The following is an 18000-nucleotide window of genomic DNA, read 5'->3' as shown; positions in this document are numbered from 1 at the left end:
GTCTGCGGGTGCGGTGGAGTTGTTGACGGAGGCTCGGGAGTGGCCGGCGACGGTGGGTCCGCGGCGTGCTGCGGTGTCGTCGTTCGGGATCAGCGGGACGAACGCGCATGTGGTTCTGGAGCAGGTGGTGGAGGAGGCCGCCGCTGTTGTCGAGCCGGTGGTGGATGGTCCGGTGGTGCCGTGGGTGGTGTCGGGCCGGTCTCCGGAGGCGTTGCGTGACCAGGCCGCGCGTCTGCTGGAGCGGGTGGCGGACGGGCCTGAGGTGCGTCCGGTGGATGTCGGTTTCTCGTTGGTGACCTCGCGTGCGGTGTTCGAGCATCGTGCTGCTGTGGTGGGCGGGACGCGGGAGCAGCTCGTCGAGGGGCTGCGGGTGCTCGCTGCGGGTGGCACGAGTGGTGTTGCCGTGGGTGCGGTGCTTGCGGGCAGGTCCGCGTTCCTGTTCACGGGGCAGGGTGCGCAGCGGGTGGGGATGGGTCGTGAACTTCACGCTGCCTTCCCGGTGTTCGCCGAGGCGTTCGACGCGGTCGTGGCGGAGCTGGACGGTCATCTGTCCACGCCGCTGCGGGAGGTCGTGTGGGGTGAGGACGCGTCGGTGTTGGAGCGGACGGAGTTCACCCAGCCGGCGCTGTTCGCGTTCGAGACGGCGTTGTTCCGTTTGCTGGAGTCGTGGGGTGTGCGCCCTGACTTCCTGGCGGGGCATTCGGTGGGTGAGCTGACGGCTGCGCATGTGTCGGGTGTGTTGTCGCTGGCTGATGCGGCGAGGCTGGTTGCTGCGCGTGCGCGGTTGATGCAGGCCCTCCCCGAGGGCGGTGCGATGGTCGCCGTCCGCGCTTCCGAAGACGAGGTTCTTCCGTATCTCACGTCGGACGCGGTGAGCATTGCTGCGGTGAACGGTCCGGATGCGGTGGTGATCTCCGGTGCCGAGCAGGACGTGCTGGAGGTCGCTGCCCGGTTCGAGGCGGAGGGTCGTAAGACGAGTCGTCTGCGGGTTTCGCATGCGTTCCATTCGCCGCTGATGGAGCCGATGCTGGCCGAGTTCCGCACGGTCGCGGAGAGCGTGACGTTCGGCGAGGCTCGCATTCCGGTGGTCTCCAACCTCACGGGTGAGCTGGCGGGCTCGGAGGATCTGCGTTCGGCTGAGTACTGGGTGCGTCACGTCCGCGAGGCTGTGCGGTTCGCGGACGGAGTACGTGCACTGTCGGATGCCGGCGTCACGGCGTTTCTGGAGGTCGGCCCCGACGCCGTCCTCACCGCCATGGCACAGACCGCCCTTGCCGATTCCGTCGATGATGACGCGGTGTTCGTGCCGGGTCTGCGTCGTCAGCAGAGTGAGCCCGAGGCTCTGGTCACGGCGCTCGCGCGGCTGCACACCGTCGGCCACAGCCCCGACTGGGCCGCGTTCTACGCGCCCACCGGAGCCCGCCGGGTCGACCTGCCCACCTACGCCTTCCAGCACGAGAACTACTGGGCGCTTCCTGCGATCGCCGGGGCGGATCCGGAATCGCTTGGCCTGGTGCCGGCTGACCACCCGGTCCTGGGCGCTGCTGTTGGTCTGCCCGACGGGGGAGTGGTCTTCACCGGCCGCCTCTCCCTCAACTCTCATCCTTGGCTGGCTGATCACAGTGTGCTGGGCAGTGTGCTGGTGCCGGGAACGGGTCTGGTGGAGCTGGCGCTGCGTGCGGGCGAGGAGGTCGGGTGCGGCCTGCTCGAGGAGCTGACGCTTCAGGCGCCCTTGACCCTGCCCGAGTCCGAGGCACTGCAGGTCCAGGTCGTGGTCGGAGCTGCGAGCGATGACGGCGCACGTGCGGTGGGCGTGCACTCCCGGCCGGAGGGCGACCGGGACATCCCCTGGACGCTGCACGCCGAGGGCGCCCTCCTGCCGCAGGCACCCGCGCCTGACTTCGATCTGGTGGCGTGGCCGCCGGCCGGCGCGGTGTCGGTTCCGGTCGTGGGTGCGTACGAGCGGCTGGCGGAGCAGGGGTATGGGTACGGCCCGGTGTTCCAGGGGTTGAGGGCTGTCTGGACGCGGGGTGAGGAGATCTTCGCCGAGGTGTCCCTCCCCGACGAAGCCCATGAGGATGCCGGCCGCTTCGGCCTTCACCCCGCTCTGCTCGACGCCGCCCTGCACTCCGTCCTCCTCACCGGCGAGGGCGAGACCGTACTGCCGTTCTCGTGGGCGGGTGTGTCGCTGTTCGCGGCGGGTGCGTCGGTCGTGCGGGTGCGGATCGTGCGCGGTGAGAAGGGCCTGCTGGCGTTGGAGGTGGCTGATGGTGCGGGTGTTCCTGTGCTGTCGGTGGGTTCGTTGGTGGCGCGTGAGGTGTCTGCCGAGCAGTTGAGTGTGGGTGGCCGTGGGACTGCTGGTGGTTCTTTGCTGGCGGTTGAGTGGGGTGTGGTGGCTGGGGGTTCGGCTGCTGTTCCTGCGGGTGTGGGTTCGTTCGTGCGGTGGGAGGACGTTGCGGCTGGTGGTGTGGTGGGTGCGGATGCGGTGGTGTTTACGGTTCCGGATGTGCCTGGGGATGTGCCGGGTGTGTTGCGGGGTGTTGTGGGTGGTGTTCTGGGTGTGGTGCAGGGGTGGTTGGCGGATGAGCGGTTCGCTGATGGCCGGTTGGTGATCGTTACGCGTGGTGCGGTGGCGGTTGATGGTGGTGGTGTGTCTGATCTGGCTGGTGCTGGTGTGTGGGGGTTGGTGCGGGCGGCGCAGGCGGAGCATCCGGGGCGGATTGTTCTGGGTGATGTGGATGGTTCTGCTGGTGCGGTGGAGCTGGTGGTGGGGTGTGGTGAGCCCGAGGTTGCGGTGCGTGAGGGCCGGTTGTGGGTTCCGCGGCTGGTGCGTTCGGGTGTGGGAGCTGTGTCGAGTTCCGCTGGTTCGTTCGGTGATGGCACGGTGTTGGTGACGGGTGGTACGGGTGGTCTGGGTGCGTTGGTGGCCCGGCATCTGGTGGGGGTGCATGGGGTTCGGGATCTGTTGCTGGTGAGTCGTCGGGGGTTGGGTGCTCCGGGGGCTGAGGTGCTGGTCGCGGATCTGGAGGCGGCTGGTGCGTCGGTGTCGGTGGTGGGCTGTGATGTTGCGGACCGTGGGGCGCTGGCAGCGGTCTTGGATGGTGTTGCGCTGTCGGGTGTGGTGCATGTTGCGGGTGTGCTGGATGACGGTGTGATCGGTGCGATGTCTCCGGAGCGGTTGGACGGGGTGTTCGCGCCGAAGGCTGATGCGGCGTGGCATTTGCATGAGTTGACGGCGGGAACGGACCTGTCGGCATTCGTGCTCTTCTCCTCGGCCGGCGGCCTGGTGCTGGCTGCCGGACAGGCGAACTACGCTGCGGCCAACTCCTTCCTGGACGGACTGGCGACCATGCGCCGGGCACAGGGTCTGGCAGCCGTGTCCATGGCGTTCGGCCTCTGGAACGTCGACACCGGGATGAACGACCAGGCCGACGAGGCCGCCGAGCACATGGCCCGCCAGGGCTTCCCCGCCCTCAGCGTGGAGCAGGGGCTGGAACTCTTCGACGCCGGCCTGTCCGCGGATCGTCCCCTCGTGGTGCCGTTGCCCCTGGACCAGGCCGTGTTGCGTCGGCGCGGAGAGGGTCTGCCTCCGCTGCTGCGCGGGCTGGTGCGTCTCCCTGCACGGCGTGCGGCCGGTGGCCAGGGCCTGACGTCCGGTCTGGCGGCGCAGCTGTCGGGTCAGCCTAAGGAGGAGCGGGCACGACTGCTGCTGGATGTGGTGCGGGAACAGGTCGCGGGCGTCCTTGGGCATGCCACGGTCGACGCCGTCGAGGCGGACCGTGCCTTCAAGGATCTTGGCTTCGACTCGCTCACTGCCATCGAGCTCCGTAACCGCGTCAACACAGCTACCGGCCTACGGCTGCCGGCGACCCTGGTCTTCGACTACCCCAGCGCCCGGTCGGTGGCGGCGTTCGTCGATACCCAGCTGACGGGGAGCGGTGGTGCGGAGGCGACGGGCTCCACGGTCCAGCGCCCGACGGTCCTGGACGACGATCCGATCGTGATCGTCGCGATGGCCTGCCGTTACCCCGGCGGTGTGGAGTCCCCCGAGGACCTGTGGGATGTGGTCGCCGAGGGCCGCGATGTGGTGTCGGCGTTCCCCGACAACCGTGGCTGGGACACCGGGCGGCTCTACGACTCCGAGCCCGGGAAGCTCGGGAAGACGTACACGAAGGACGGCGGATTCCTCCACGAAGCGGGAGAGTTCGACCCCGGGTTCTTCGGGATCAGCCCCCGTGAGGCGTACGAGATGGATCCCCAGCAGCGGCTGCTGCTGGAGGTCTCGTGGGAGGCCATCGAGCGGGCCGGAATCGATCCGGGCGCGCTCAAGGGATCGCGCACCGGCGTCTTCGCCGGACTGATGTACCACGACTACGCCGGCGTCAGCGCCGGCGGCAGCCTCGTCTCCGGCCGGATCGCCTACACGCTGGGCCTGGAGGGTCCGGCCGTGACGGTCGACACGGCTTGCTCCTCGTCGCTGGTCGCTCTGCACTCGGCGATCCAGTCCCTGCGGTCCGGTGACTGCGACCTGGCACTCGCCGGTGGCGTCACCGTCATGACCACGCCCCAGATGTTCGTCTACTTCAGCGAGCAGCGTGGGCTGGCGGCGGACGGCCGTGCGAAGTCGTTCGCCGCAGGTGCGGATGGGACGGCATGGGGTGAGGGCGCCGGGATGCTTCTGGTGGAGCGGCTCTCCGATGCGCGGCGTCTGGGTCATCCGGTGATCGCGATGGTGCGGGGTTCGGCGCTGAACCAGGACGGGGCGAGCAACGGATTCTCGGCCCCCAACGGCCCGTCGCAGGTACGTGTCATTCGGCAGGCCCTCGCCAACGCGGGTCTGACCGGTGCCGATGTGGATCTGGTGGAGGCGCACGGGACGGGTACGACGCTGGGTGATCCGATCGAGGCGCAGGCGTTGTTGGCGACGTACGGCCAGGAGCGGCCTGAGGGGCGACCCCTGTGGCTGAGCTCCATCAAGTCCAACATGGGCCACACCCAGGCAGCCGCCGGCGTGAGCCAGGTGATCAAGGCGGTGCAGGCGATGCGGCATGGTGTGTTGCCGAAGACGTTGCATGTGGATCGTCCGTCGGATCAGGTGGATTGGTCTGCGGGTGCGGTGGAGTTGTTGACGGAGGCTCGGGAGTGGCCGGCGACGGTGGGTCCGCGGCGTGCTGCGGTGTCGTCGTTCGGGATCAGCGGTACGAACGCGCATGTGGTTCTGGAGCAGGTGGTGGAGGAGTCCGCTGCTGTTGTCGAGCCGGTGGTGGATGGTCCGGTGGTGCCGTGGGTGGTGTCGGGCCGGTCTCCGGAGGCGTTGCGTGATCAGGCCGCGCGTCTGCTGGAGCGGGTGGTGGACGGGCCTGAGGTGCGTCCGGTGGATGTCGGTTTCTCGTTGGTGACTTCGCGTGCGGTGTTCGAGCATCGTGCTGCTGTGGTGGGCGGGACGCGGGAGCAGCTCGTCGAGGGGCTGCGGGTGCTCGCTGCGGGTGGCACGAGTGGTGTTGCCGTGGGTGCGGTGCTTGCGGGCAGGTCCGCGTTCCTGTTCACGGGGCAGGGTGCGCAGCGGGTGGGGATGGGTCGTGAACTTCACGCTGCCTTCCCGGTGTTCGCCGAGGCGTTCGACGCGGTCATGGCGGAGCTGGATGGTCATCTGTCCATGCCGCTGCGGGATGTGGTGTGGGGTGAGGACGCTGGGGTTCTTGAGCGGACGGAGTTCACTCAGCCGGCGTTGTTCGCGTTCGAGACTGCGTTGTTCCGTTTGCTGGAGTCGTGGGGTGTGCGGCCCGACTATCTGGCGGGGCATTCGGTGGGTGAGCTGACGGCTGCGCATGTGTCCGGTGTGCTGTCGCTGGCGGATGCGGCGAGGCTGGTTGCTGCGCGTGCACGGCTGATGCAAGCCCTGCCCGCCGGTGGCGCGATGGTCGCCGTCCGCGCTTCCGAAGACGAGGTCCTCCCGTATCTCACGGCGGACGCCGTGAGCATTGCTGCGGTGAACGGACCGGACGCGGTGGTGATCTCCGGTGCCGAGCAGGACGTGCTGGAGGTCGCTGCCCGGTTCGAGGCAGAGGGTCGTAAGACCAGTCGCCTGCGTGTCTCGCATGCGTTCCACTCACCGCTGATGGAGCCGATGCTGGCCGAGTTCCGCACGGTCGCGGAGAGCGTGACGTTCGGCGAGGCTCGCATTCCGGTGGTCTCCAACCTCACGGGTGAGCTGGCGGGCTCGGAGGATCTGCGTTCGGCTGAGTACTGGGTGCGTCACGTCCGCGAGGCTGTGCGGTTCGCGGACGGAGTACGTGCACTGTCGGATGCCGGCGTCACGGTGTTCCTGGAGGTCGGCCCCGACGCCGTCCTCACTGCCATGGCGCAGAGTTCCGCGGCTGACGCGGTGTTCGTGCCGGGTCTGCGGCGCAACCAGAGTGAGCCCGAGGCCCTCGTCACGGCGCTCGCGCGGCTGCACACCGTCGGCCACAGCCCCGACTGGGCCGCGTTCTACGCGCCCACCGGAGCCCGCCGCGTCGACCTGCCCACGTACGCCTTCCAGCGGCAGCACTACTGGTCGCTTCCCGCAGTCGCCGGGGGCGATCCGGGGGCGCTGGGTCTCGGGGAGGCTGGGCATCCGCTGCTGGGTGCGGCGGTGACCTTGCCGGACGGCGGCGTCGTCTTCACCGGCCGCCTCTCCCTCAACTCCCATCCCTGGCTTGTCGATCACACCATCCTGGGCAGCGTGCTGGTACCGGGCACCAGTTGGGTGGATCTGGCACTGCGTGCGGGTGACGAGGTCGGGTACGGGCTGCTGCAGGAGCTGAAGATTCAGGCACCGCTGGTCGTACCCGAGAACGCTGGCGTGCAGATCCAGGTGGCGGTTGGCGCGGCCGAGGCCCCCACCGATCGTCGCAGCATTGCGGTTCACTCCCGTGCGGAGGGTGATCCGGATGCGACATGGACGGTGCACGCGGTAGGGACGCTGATGCCGCAGGCGGCCACTCCTGATACCGATCTGGTGGCGTGGCCGCCGGCCGGCGCGGTGCCGGTTCCGGTCGTGGGTGCGTACGAGCGGCTGGCGGAGCAGGGCTACGGATACGGACCGGGGCTCCAGGGGCTGAAGGCTGTCTGGGCAAGGGGCGAGGAGATCTTCGCCGAGGTCGCCCGGCCCGAGGAATCCCATGAGGACACGGACCAGCCGGGGCTGCATCCCGCTCTCCTGGAGGGCGGGATGCAGGCTGCCCTGCTGGTGAGTGCGGTCGGGACCGGCGGCACGCCGAGGGTGCCGGCCGAGTGGAGCTCGGTGGCCTTGCACGCCACAGGCGCGGACGAGGTTCGCGTTCGACTGGTACGAGACGACACCGGCTATGCGATGCATGTCTCGGACACCGTCGGCTCACCTGTGTTCTCAGCAGAATCCCTCACCACTCGTCCACTGGACCTGGAGCAACTGCGGACCAAGGCCTCTACGGCCGACTCTCTGCTGGCGGTTGAGTGGGGTGTGGTGGCTGGGGGTTCGGCCGCTGTTCCTGCGGGTGTGGGTTCGTTCGTGCGGTGGGAGGACGTTGCGGCTGGTGGTGTGGTGGGTGCGGATGCGGTGGTGTTTACGGTTCCGGATGTGCCTGGGGATGTGCCGGGTGTGTTGCGGGGTGTTGTGGGTGGTGTTCTGGGTGTGGTGCAGGGGTGGTTGGCGGATGAGCGGTTCGCTGATGGCCGGTTGGTGATCGTTACGCGTGGTGCGGTGGCGGTTGATGGTGGTGGTGTGTCTGATCTGGCTGGTGCTGGTGTGTGGGGGTTGGTGCGGGCGGCGCAGGCGGAGCATCCGGGGCGGATTGTTCTGGGTGATGTGGATGGTTCTGCTGGTGCGGTGGAGCTGGTGGTGGGGTGTGGTGAGCCCGAGGTTGCGGTGCGTGAGGGCCGGTTGTGGGTTCCGCGGCTGGTGCGTGCTGTAGCCGGGCCGGCTGAGGCTGGCGGCGGTGGTGGTTCGTTCGGTGATGGCACGGTGTTGGTGACGGGTGGTACGGGTGGTCTGGGTGCGTTGGTGGCCCGGCATCTGGTGGGGGTGCATGGGGTTCGGGATCTGTTGCTGGTGAGTCGTCGGGGGTTGGGTGCTCCGGGGGCTGAGGTGCTGGTCGCGGATCTGGAGGCGGCTGGTGCGTCGGTGTCGGTGGTGGGCTGTGATGTCGCGGACCGTGGGGCGCTGGCAGCGGTCTTGGATGGTGTTGCGCTGTCGGGTGTGGTGCATGTTGCGGGTGTGCTGGATGACGGTGTGATCGGTGCGATGTCTCCGGAGCGGTTGGACGGGGTGTTCGCGCCGAAGGCTGATGCGGCGTGGCATTTGCATGAGTTGACGGCGGGGATGGATCTGTCGGCGTTTGTGATGTTTTCGTCGGTTGCTGGGTTGTTGGGTGGTCCGGGGCAGGCGAATTATGCGGCGGCGAATGCGTTTTTGGATGCGTTGGCTGTGGTGCGGGTGGCTGGTGGTTTGCCGGGTCGGTCGTTGGTGTGGGGGCCGTGGGCTGGTGTGGGTGGTATGGCTGACCGGTTGTCGGTCGGTGATGTGGAGCGGTTGGCGCGGCAGGGTTTCCCGGCGTTGGGTGCGGTTGAGGGTCTGGAGCTGTTCGACGCTGCGATGAGCAGGTCGGATGCGGGTGTGGGTGGGGCGGTGGTGGTGCCGTTGCCGTTGGATCTGGTGGCGTTGCGGTCCCAGCCGGCCACCGTCCCTCACCTCCTCCGCCACATGGCTCGTGTCTCCTCCCGGAGCACGGTCGGTGGGGGCGCGACCCTCGCGGGACGCCTGTCCGGCCTCGGGGCGGAGGAGCGGGAGCGGCTGCTCCTGGACGTGGTGCGGGAACAGGTCGCGGGCGTCCTTGGGCATGCCACGGCCAACGCCATCGAGGCGGACCGCGCTTTCAAGGAACTCGGCTTCGACTCCCTGACTGCCGTCGAGTTCCGTAACCGCCTCAACATCGCCACCGGCCTGGAGCTCCCCTCCACCTTGGTGTTCGACTACCCGACCGCCCGCGATGTGGCCGTACAGCTTCAGGAGTCGCTGGCTCCCCTCGATGCCGATGGCTCCCAGCGACTGATCGGCGAGGTCGAGCGCCTGGAGGCCGCCCTCGCTGTCGCCTCGCTCGTGGACGGTGGGCGCGCTCAGATCACGGCGCGTCTGGAAACTCTGCTGCGCCGCTGGAACGCGGCCCAGCCCGATGCGGCGACTGCCGAGGACGAGCCGGATCTCAGTACCGCTTCCGACGACGAGCTGTTCGATCTGCTCGACAACGAACTCGGCCATTCCTGAGAGCTCTTCTCAGTCCTCATATGAACTTCCTCCGAGATTGGGTATGACGACGATGGAGAACGACGCCAAGCTCCGGGAATACCTCCGGCGAGCCACCACCGACCTGCGCCAGGTCCGCCGCAAGCTGCGGGAGGCCGAGACCAGGGAACACGAGCCGATCGCCATCGTCGCCATGAGCTGCCGTTTCCCCGGCGGCGCCGGATCCCCCGAGGATCTGTGGGACCTGGTGGCGGCAGGCACGGACACGATCGCCGACTTCCCGGCCAACCGAGGCTGGAACGTCGACGACATCTACGACCCGGAGCCGGGAACGCCGGGCAAGAGCTACGCGAAGACCGGCGGATTCCTCTACGACGCCGATGAGTTCGACCCGGAGCTGTTCAAGATCAGCCCGCGTGAGGCCGAGGACATGGATCCGCAGCAGCGGCTGCTGCTGGAAGCATCCTGGGAAAGCCTGGAGCGCGCGGGGATCGACCCCTCATCGCTCAAGGGCAGCCGAACCGGCGTGTTCGCCGGCGTCGTCTACCACGACTACGCCAGCGTCACGACTGCCGGCAGCCTGGTGTCGGGCCGGGTGGCGTACACCCTCGGTCTGGAGGGCCCGGCTGTCTCGATCGACACGGCCTGTTCCTCCTCCCTGGTCGCGCTCCACCTCGCGATCCAGTCACTGCGCCGAGGCGAGTGCTCTCTCGCACTCGCGGGGGGCGTCACCGTGATGTCCACCCCTGACGTGTTCGCCTACTTCAGCGAGCAGCGCGGCCTGTCGCCCGACGGCCGCTGCCGCGCTTTCGCCGCCGACGCGAACGGAACGGGTTGGGGCGAGGGCGTCGGCGTCCTGCTGGTGGAGCGGCTGTCGGACGCCCGGCGCAACGGGCACCCGGTGCTGGCGGTCGTACGCGGCTCTGCCGTCAACCAGGACGGTGCCAGCAACGGTATGACCGCACCCAACGGTCCCTCCCAGCGACGCGTCATCCAGGACGCCTTGAACGCGGCAGGACTCACACCGTCCGACATCGACGCGGTCGAGGCGCACGGCACCGGCACGACGCTGGGCGACCCGATCGAGGCGCAGGCGTTGCTGGCCACCTACGGCCAGGACAGGCCGGAGGGCCGGCCTCTGTGGCTGGGCTCCATCAAGTCCAACATCGGCCATGCCCAGGCTGCCGCGGGTGTCGCCGGTCTGATCAAGATGGTCCAGGCGATGCATCACGGGCTGCTGCCGAAGACCCTGCACGTGGCTGAGCCGTCGCCGAAGGTGGATTGGTCCGCGGGTGCGGTGGAACTGCTCACGGAGGCTCGGGAGTGGCCGGCGACGGAGGGACCGCGGCGGGCTGCGGTGTCGTCGTTCGGGATCAGCGGTACGAACGCGCACGTGATCATCGAGCAGGCGCCGGAGGAGGAGATCGCCGAGAGTGAGGAGGCGGAGGAGACTCCGGCTTCTGCTCTGGAGATACCGGTGCATGCGTGGGTGCTCTCGGCCGCCGGTGAGGATGCGTTGAAGGCGCAGGCCGCGCGTCTGCTGGAGCGGGTGGCCGGGTCTGAGACACGTCCGGTGGATGTGGGCTTCTCGCTGGCGACCTCGCGTGCGGTGCTGGATCAGCGTGCTGTGGTGGTCGGCCGTGACCGGGATGAACTGCTGGCTGCTTTGGGTGTGTTGGCGGAGGGCCGTGAGGGCTCCGGTGTGGTGCGGGGGACTTCACGTTCTGCTGGTGCTCTGGCCGTTCTCTTCACGGGTCAGGGTGCGCAGCGGTTGGGGATGGGTCGTGAACTTCACGCTTCCTTCCCGGTGTTCGCCGAGGCGTTCGACGCGGTCGTGGCGGAGCTGGATGGCCATCTGTCCACGCCGCTGCGGGATGTGGTGTGGGGCGAGGACGCGTCGCTGTTGGAGCGGACGGAGTTCACTCAGCCGGCGTTGTTCGCCTTTGAGACGGCGTTGTTCCGTTTGCTGGAGTCGTGGGGTGTGCGGCCGGACTTCCTGGCGGGGCATTCGGTGGGTGAGCTGACGGCTGCGCATGTGTCGGGTGTGTTGTCGCTGGCGGATGCGGCGAGGCTGGTTGCTGCGCGTGCACGGCTGATGCAGGCCCTGCCCGCCGGTGGCGCGATGGTCGCCGTCCGCGCTTCCGAAGACGAGGTCCTTCCGTATCTGACGTCGGACGCGGTGAGCATTGCTGCGGTGAACGGACCGGACACGGTGGTGATCTCCGGTGCTGAGGTGGATGTGCTGGAGGTTGTGGCTCGGTTCGAGGCGGAGGGTCGTAAGACCAGTCGTCTGCGGGTCTCACACGCGTTCCATTCACCGCTGATGGAGCCGATGCTGGCCGAGTTCCGCACGGTCGCGGAGAGCGTGACGTTCGGCGAGGCTCGTATCCCGGTCGTCTCCAACGTCACCGGTCAGCTGGCCACTTCGGATGATCTGCGTACCCCCGAGTACTGGGTGCGTCATGTCCGTGAGGCGGTCCGTTTCGGAGATGGCGTTCGTGCGCTGTCGGCTGCTGGGGTCTCGGTGTTCCTGGAGGTCGGCCCGGACGCCGTCCTCACCGCGATGGCGCAGAGTTCCGCGGCTGACGCGGTGTTCGTGCCGGGTCTGCGGCGCAACCAGAGTGAGCCCGAGGCTCTGGTCACGGCGCTCGCGCGGCTGCACACCGTCGGCCACTCACCCGACTGGGCGGCGTTCTACGCGCCCACCGATGCCCGTCGGGTCGACCTGCCCACGTACGCCTTCCAGCACCAGCACTACTGGCTCCCGGACCGTGCGGTCGCTGGGGCCGCCGCTGCCGGTCTGCATGCCGCCGAGCACCCTCTGCTCAGTGCGATGGTGATGCTCGCCGACGCCGATGGAGCCGTGTTCACCGGCCGGCTCTCCGTCGGTTCGCACGCCTGGCTGGCCGATCACGTGATCGGTGAGTCGGTCCTCTTCCCCGGTACGGGGTTCGTCGAGCTGGCCATCCGAGCGGGGGACCAGGTCGGCTCGCCGGTTCTGGACGAGCTGGTGATCGAGGCGCCGCTGGTCCTGCCCGCCCATGGATCGGTGCAGGTCCAGGTGGTCGTCCGGGCGCCCGACGCCGTCCACGCCGGCCGCTCGGTGGGCGTCTATTCGCGTCCCGGTGACGCGGACGCCGATGCTCCGTGGACGCGTCACGCCAGTGGGATGCTCGTGTCCGCCGCCGCGGCCCCCGCACCGAGCAGCGCGGTGGAGCTGCAGGAGTGGCCGCCGGCCGGTGCGGAACCGCTGGATCTGGACGGACTGTACGAGGGCCTCGCCGAGTCCGGCATGGTCTACGGGCCGGTCTTCCAGGGGCTCACCGCCGCTTGGCGACACGGTCGCGAGATCTACGCCGAGGCCACACTTCCCGAGCACGCCCGCAGCGAGGCGGAGCGCTTCGGTCTTCACCCCGCTCTGCTTGATGCGGCACTGCACGCGGTCGCCCTGACCGACGCGGTGGGCCAGGGCCCTACCCTCCCCTTCACCTGGTCGAAGGTGGCCTTGCACGCCTCCGGCGCCGCTTCGCTGCGCGTCAGGCTCGTCCCGGGCGAGTCCGGCGGCGGGAGCGTCGCGGTGAGTGTCGAGACCACCGATGTCGAGGGTCGGCCGGTCGCCACGGTCGGCTCGTTGGCTCTGCGCCGTATCTCCGATGAACAACTGGCTGCCGCAGCAGCCACCTTCCACGACTCGCTCTATCAACTGGACTGGGTGAGGCTGCCGTCGGCCACCCAGCAGGGAGCCGCCACGATCGGAACCTGGGAGGAGCTGGATCGCGGCGCCCTCGTCCCGGACGTCGTGATACTCGAGGCGGTCGGTCCGGACACCACCGCACTCCCGACCGTCGAGGGGGCCTCGGGCCTCGACGACTCCGCCGATGCTGTTCATGAAGCAACGCATCGCGTGCTGGGCGCCGTTCAGGACTGGCTGGCCGACTCCGACGGGCGATTCGACACGTCGCGCCTGCTCGTCGTCACCCGAGGAGCCGTCGCCGTTGCCGACCCGGTGAGCGTGCAGGGCGACGCCACGGCCTCGGACGGCACCACCGGCACAGGACTGGGATCCGACGGTCTCATCGGCGCTGCGATCGCAGGGCTGGTCCGTTCCGCGCAGATGGAGAACCCGGGCCGCATCCTGCTCGCCGACGTGGACGCCACAGCGGACCCCAGGTCGATCGGCGCCGTCGTCGTCGCGGCAGGGGAGGACAGCGTCGCGATCCGCGACGGTGTGGTGTACGCCCCACGGCTGACACGGGCCACGGCCCGGACCGCAGGCACCGGGTCGACCCCTGGAACGGTCCCGGGGTCGGCCGGCGCGCCGACCGACGCCGAGGGCGGCGCCTTCGGGAACGGCACGGTCCTCGTGACCGGAGGCACCGGAGGTATCGGCGCTCTCGTCGCCCGCCGCCTGGTGTTGGACCACGGTGTACGCAGCCTGCTGCTCACCAGCCGTCGCGGCCCGGACGCCCCGGGCGCTGCCGTGCTCCGGGACGAGCTCACCGCGCTCGGCGCGGAGGTGACCGTCGCCGCCTGCGACGTGGCGGACCGCGCGTCCGTCGCCACCCTCCTGGAGCAGGTCACGCTGACCGGCGTGGTGCACGCGGCGGGGGTGCTGGACGACGGTGTCGTCGCCTCCCTGAACCCCGAGCGCATCACCACGGTGTTCCGTCCCAAGGTGGATGCCGCGTTGCACCTCCACCACCTCACCGCAGGACAGCCGCTCGCGGCGTTCGTCCTGTTCTCCTCCTTCGCCGGACTCCTCGGCGCCCCCGGGCAGGGCAGCTATGCGGCGGCCAACGCCTTCCTGGACGCTCTCGCCGTCCACCGCCGTGCCCAGGGCCTGCCTGCGCAGTCGCTGGCCTGGGGGCTGTGGGAGCTGTCCGGAGGCATGGCCGGCGAGCTGGACACCGCCGACCGCGCCAAGATCTCCCGCGGCGGGATCTCCCCTCTCAGCACCGACGAAGGCCTGGCGCTGTTCGGCGCCGCGCCCTCGGTGGACCGCGCCCTTGTCGTGCCGACCGCCCTCGACCTGCCCGGCCTGCGGGCCCAGGGCGAGGCGCTGCCCGGTCTGTTCCGAGCCCTGGTGCCGATGGCCCGGCGCAGCGCGGCGGCAGCCGGCGCAGGCTCGGACTCGCTGCGGCGTCGCCTGGCCGGTCTGTCGGCGGAGGGGCGGAACGAGCTGCTGCTCGGTCTGGTTCAGGAACGCGCCGCGGTGGCCCTCGGCTACGCAGGCGCCCAGGCGGTCGAGGCCGACAGGGCGTTCCGTGATCTCGGAATCGACTCGCTCGGTGCGCTCGAACTCCGCAACAGTCTCGGCGAGGAGACCGGTCTCCGGCTCCCGGCAACCGTGATCTTCGACTATCCGAACTCGCTGTCGCTCTCCCGCTACCTGCTGGGCGAACTCTCCGGAATCACGGAGGACGTGCGGGCCGTCGACGCGGGCACAGTGACGGACGACGACCCGATCGTGATCGTGGGCATGGCCTGCCGCTACCCCGGCGGCGTGGAGTCCCCCGAGGACCTGTGGAACCTCGTCGCCGAAGGCCGGGACGGGATCACGTCCTTCCCGACCGACCGTGGCTGGCGGGTCGACGAGCTCCTCGACCCGACCGGCACGCGGCCGAACACGAGCTACGTGGGTGAGGGAGGGTTCCTCCACGGAGTCGCCGAGTTCGACCCTGACTTCTTCGGGATCAGCCCGAACGAGGCGTTGATCATGGACCCCCAGCAGCGGCTGCTGCTGGAGGTCTCGTGGGAGGCCATCGAGAGCGCGGGCATCGTCCCGTCGACGCTGGCGGGCTCCCGGACGGGTGTCTTCGCGGGTGTGATGTACCACGACTACGCGGCCAACAGCGGGACAGGCGCCATCGCCTCGGGCCGCATCTCCTACGTCCTCGGCCTTGAGGGGCCGGCGGTGACGGTGGATACGGCGTGTTCGTCGTCGTTGGTGGCGTTGCATTCGGCGGTGCAGTCGTTGCGGTCGGGTGATTGTGATCTGGCGTTGGTGGGTGGGGTTGCGGTGATGGCGACTCCGGAGACGTTTGTGGAGTTCAGTCGTCAGCGTGGTTTGGCTGCGGATGGTCGTGCGAAGTCGTTTGCTGCGGGTGCGGATGGGACGGCGTGGGGTGAGGGTGCGGGGATGCTTCTGGTGGAGCGTCTTTCGGATGCGCGGCGTCTTGGGCATGCGGTGGTGGCGGTGGTGCGGGGTTCTGCGCTGAATCAGGATGGTGCGAGTAATGGTCTGACGGCTCCGAATGGTCCGTCGCAGGTGCGCGTCATTCGGCAGGCTCTTGCCAATGCGGGTCTGACTGGTGCTGATGTGGATCTGGTGGAGGCGCATGGTACGGGTACGACTTTGGGTGATCCGATCGAGGCGCAGGCGTTGTTGGCGACGTATGGGCAGGGTCGGGTTGAGGGGCGTCCGTTGTGGCTTGGTTCGGTGAAGTCGAACATGGGTCATACGCAGGCTGCTGCGGGTGTGGCGGGGATCATCAAGGTTGTTCATGCGATGCGGCATGGTGTGTTGCCGAAGACGTTGCATGTGGATCGTCCGTCGGATCAGGTGGATTGGTCTGCGGGTGCGGTGGAGTTGTTGACGGAGGCTCGGGAGTGGCCGGCGACGGTGGGTCCGCGGCGTGCTGCGGTGTCGTCGTTCGGGATCAGCGGGACGAACGCGCATGTGGTTCTGGAGCAGGTGGTGGAGGAGTCCGCTGCTGTTGTTGAGCCGGTGGTGGATGGTCCGGTGGTGCCGTGGGTGGTGTCGGGCCGGTCTCCGGAGGCGTTGCGTGATCAGGCCGCGCGTCTGCTGGAGCGGTTTGCCGCGTCTGAGATACGTCCGGTGGATGTCGGTTTCTCGTTGGTGACCTCGCGTGCGGTGTTCGAGCATCGTGCTGCTGTGGTGGGCGGGACGCGGGAGCAGCTCGTCGAGGGGCTGCGGGCGCTGGCCGGTGACGGGCGGGATGGTTCGGTGTTCCGGGGCGCGGCCAGGTCCAGGCCGAAGGCGGCGTTCTTGTTCACGGGTCAGGGTGCGCAGCGGGTGGGGATGGGGCGTGAACTTCACGCTTCCTTCCCGGTGTTCGCCGAGGCGTTCGACGCGGTCGTGGCGGAGCTGGACGGTCATCTGTCCACGCCGCTGCGGGAGGTCGTGTGGGGTGAGGACGCGTCGGTGTTGGAGCGGACGGAGTTCACTCAGCCGGCGTTGTTCGCGTTCGAGACGGCGTTGTTCCGTTTGCTGGAGTCGTGGGGTGTGCGGCCGGACTTCCTGGCGGGTCATTCGGTGGGTGAGCTGACGGCTGCGCATGTGTCGGGTGTGTTGTCGCTGGCGGATGCGGCGAGGCTGGTTGCGGCCAGGGCGCGGCTGATGCAGGCGCTTCCCGAGGGCGGTGCGATGGTCGCCGTTCGTGCTTCCGAAGACGAGGTTCTTCCGTATCTGACGTCGGATGCGGTGAGTGTCGCTGCGGTGAATGGTCCGGATGCGGTGGTGATCTCTGGTGCCGAGCAGGACGTGCTGGAGGTTGTGGCTCGGTTCGAGGCGGAGGGTCGTAAGACGAGCCGTCTGCGTGTCTCGCATGCGTTCCACTCGCCGCTGATGGAGCCGATGCTGGCCGAGTTCCGCACGGTCGCGGAGAGCGTGACGTTCGGCGAGGCCCGTATCCCGGTGGTCTCCAACGTCACCGGTCAGCTGGCCACTTCGGATGATCTGCGTACCCCCGAGTACTGGGTGCGTCATGTCCGTGAGGCGGTCCGTTTCGGAGATGGCGTTCGTGCGCTGTCGGCTGCTGGGGTCTCGGTGTTCCTGGAGGTCGGCCCGGACGCCGTCCTCACCGCCATGGCGCAGAATTCTGCGGCTGACGCGGTGTTCGTGCCGGGTCTGCGGCGCAACCAGAGTGAGCCCGAGGCTCTCGTCACGGCGCTCGCGCGGCTGCACACGGTCGGCCACAGCCCCGACTGGGCCGCGTTCTACGCGCCCACCGGAGCCCGTCGGGTCGACCTGCCCACGTACGCCTTCCAGCACGAGAGCTATTGGCTCGATACGGTCGACTACTGGGCGAACGCATGGGCCGGCAGCGGTGGTTCGCTCGAGTCTGCTGGACTCGGCGCGGTTGATCACCCGCTTCTGCGAGCCGCGGTCGCGCTTCCGGATTCGGGTGGGCTCGTCATGACCGGTCGTCTCTCGCTTGCCACTCATCCTTGGCTTGCTGATCACAGTGTGCTGGGCAGTGTGCTGGTGCCGGGAACGGGTCTGGTGGAGCTGGCGCTGCGTGCGGGCGAGGAGGTCGGGTGCGGCCTGCTCGAGGAGCTGACGCTTCAGGCGCCCTTGACCCTGCCCGAGTCCGAGGCACTGCAGGTCCAGGTCGTGGTCGGAGCCCCGAGCGATGAGGGTGTGCGTGAGGTGAGTGTGCACTCCCGGCCGGAGGGTGACCAGGACGTTCCGTGGACTGCGCATGCTGAGGGTGTGCTTGTGCCGGATCAGCCGGTCGCCGGTTTCGATCTGGGGGTGTGGCCGCCAGCTGACGCGGTGCCGGTTCCGATCGAGGGTGCGTATGAGCGGTTGGTTGATGATGGGTATGAGTATGGGCCGGTGTTCCGGGGGTTGAGGGCTGTGTGGACGCGGGGTGAGGAGATCTTCGCCGAGGTCGCTCTGCCTGATGAGGCCCGTGAGGATGCCGGTCGGTTTGGTCTGCATCCTGCTCTTCTCGACGCGGCGCTTCATTCGGTGTTGTTGTCGGGTGGTGAGG

Annotated in this window: 2 protein-coding genes; both read left to right on the top strand. The window is 68.8% G+C overall.

Annotation, left to right across the window (positions count from 1 at the left end):
• Positions 1–9283, top strand: a 9283-nt coding sequence (locus tag AMK10_RS37880) for a type I polyketide synthase (RefSeq protein WP_241839823.1), incomplete at its 5' end; no start/stop codon positions are given.
• Between the two features lie 43 nt (positions 9284–9326).
• Positions 9327–18000: type I polyketide synthase (locus tag AMK10_RS36085; protein WP_241839822.1), on the top strand; the 8674-nt coding region annotated here is incomplete at its 3' end.

Origin of the sequence: Streptomyces sp. CB02058, assembly GCF_001905505.1 — a bacterium.
GTDB lineage: Bacteria > Actinomycetota > Actinomycetes > Streptomycetales > Streptomycetaceae > Streptomyces.
The sequence above is the reverse complement of the archived record's forward strand: the minus strand, read 5'-3'. Positions and strand labels throughout refer to the sequence as shown.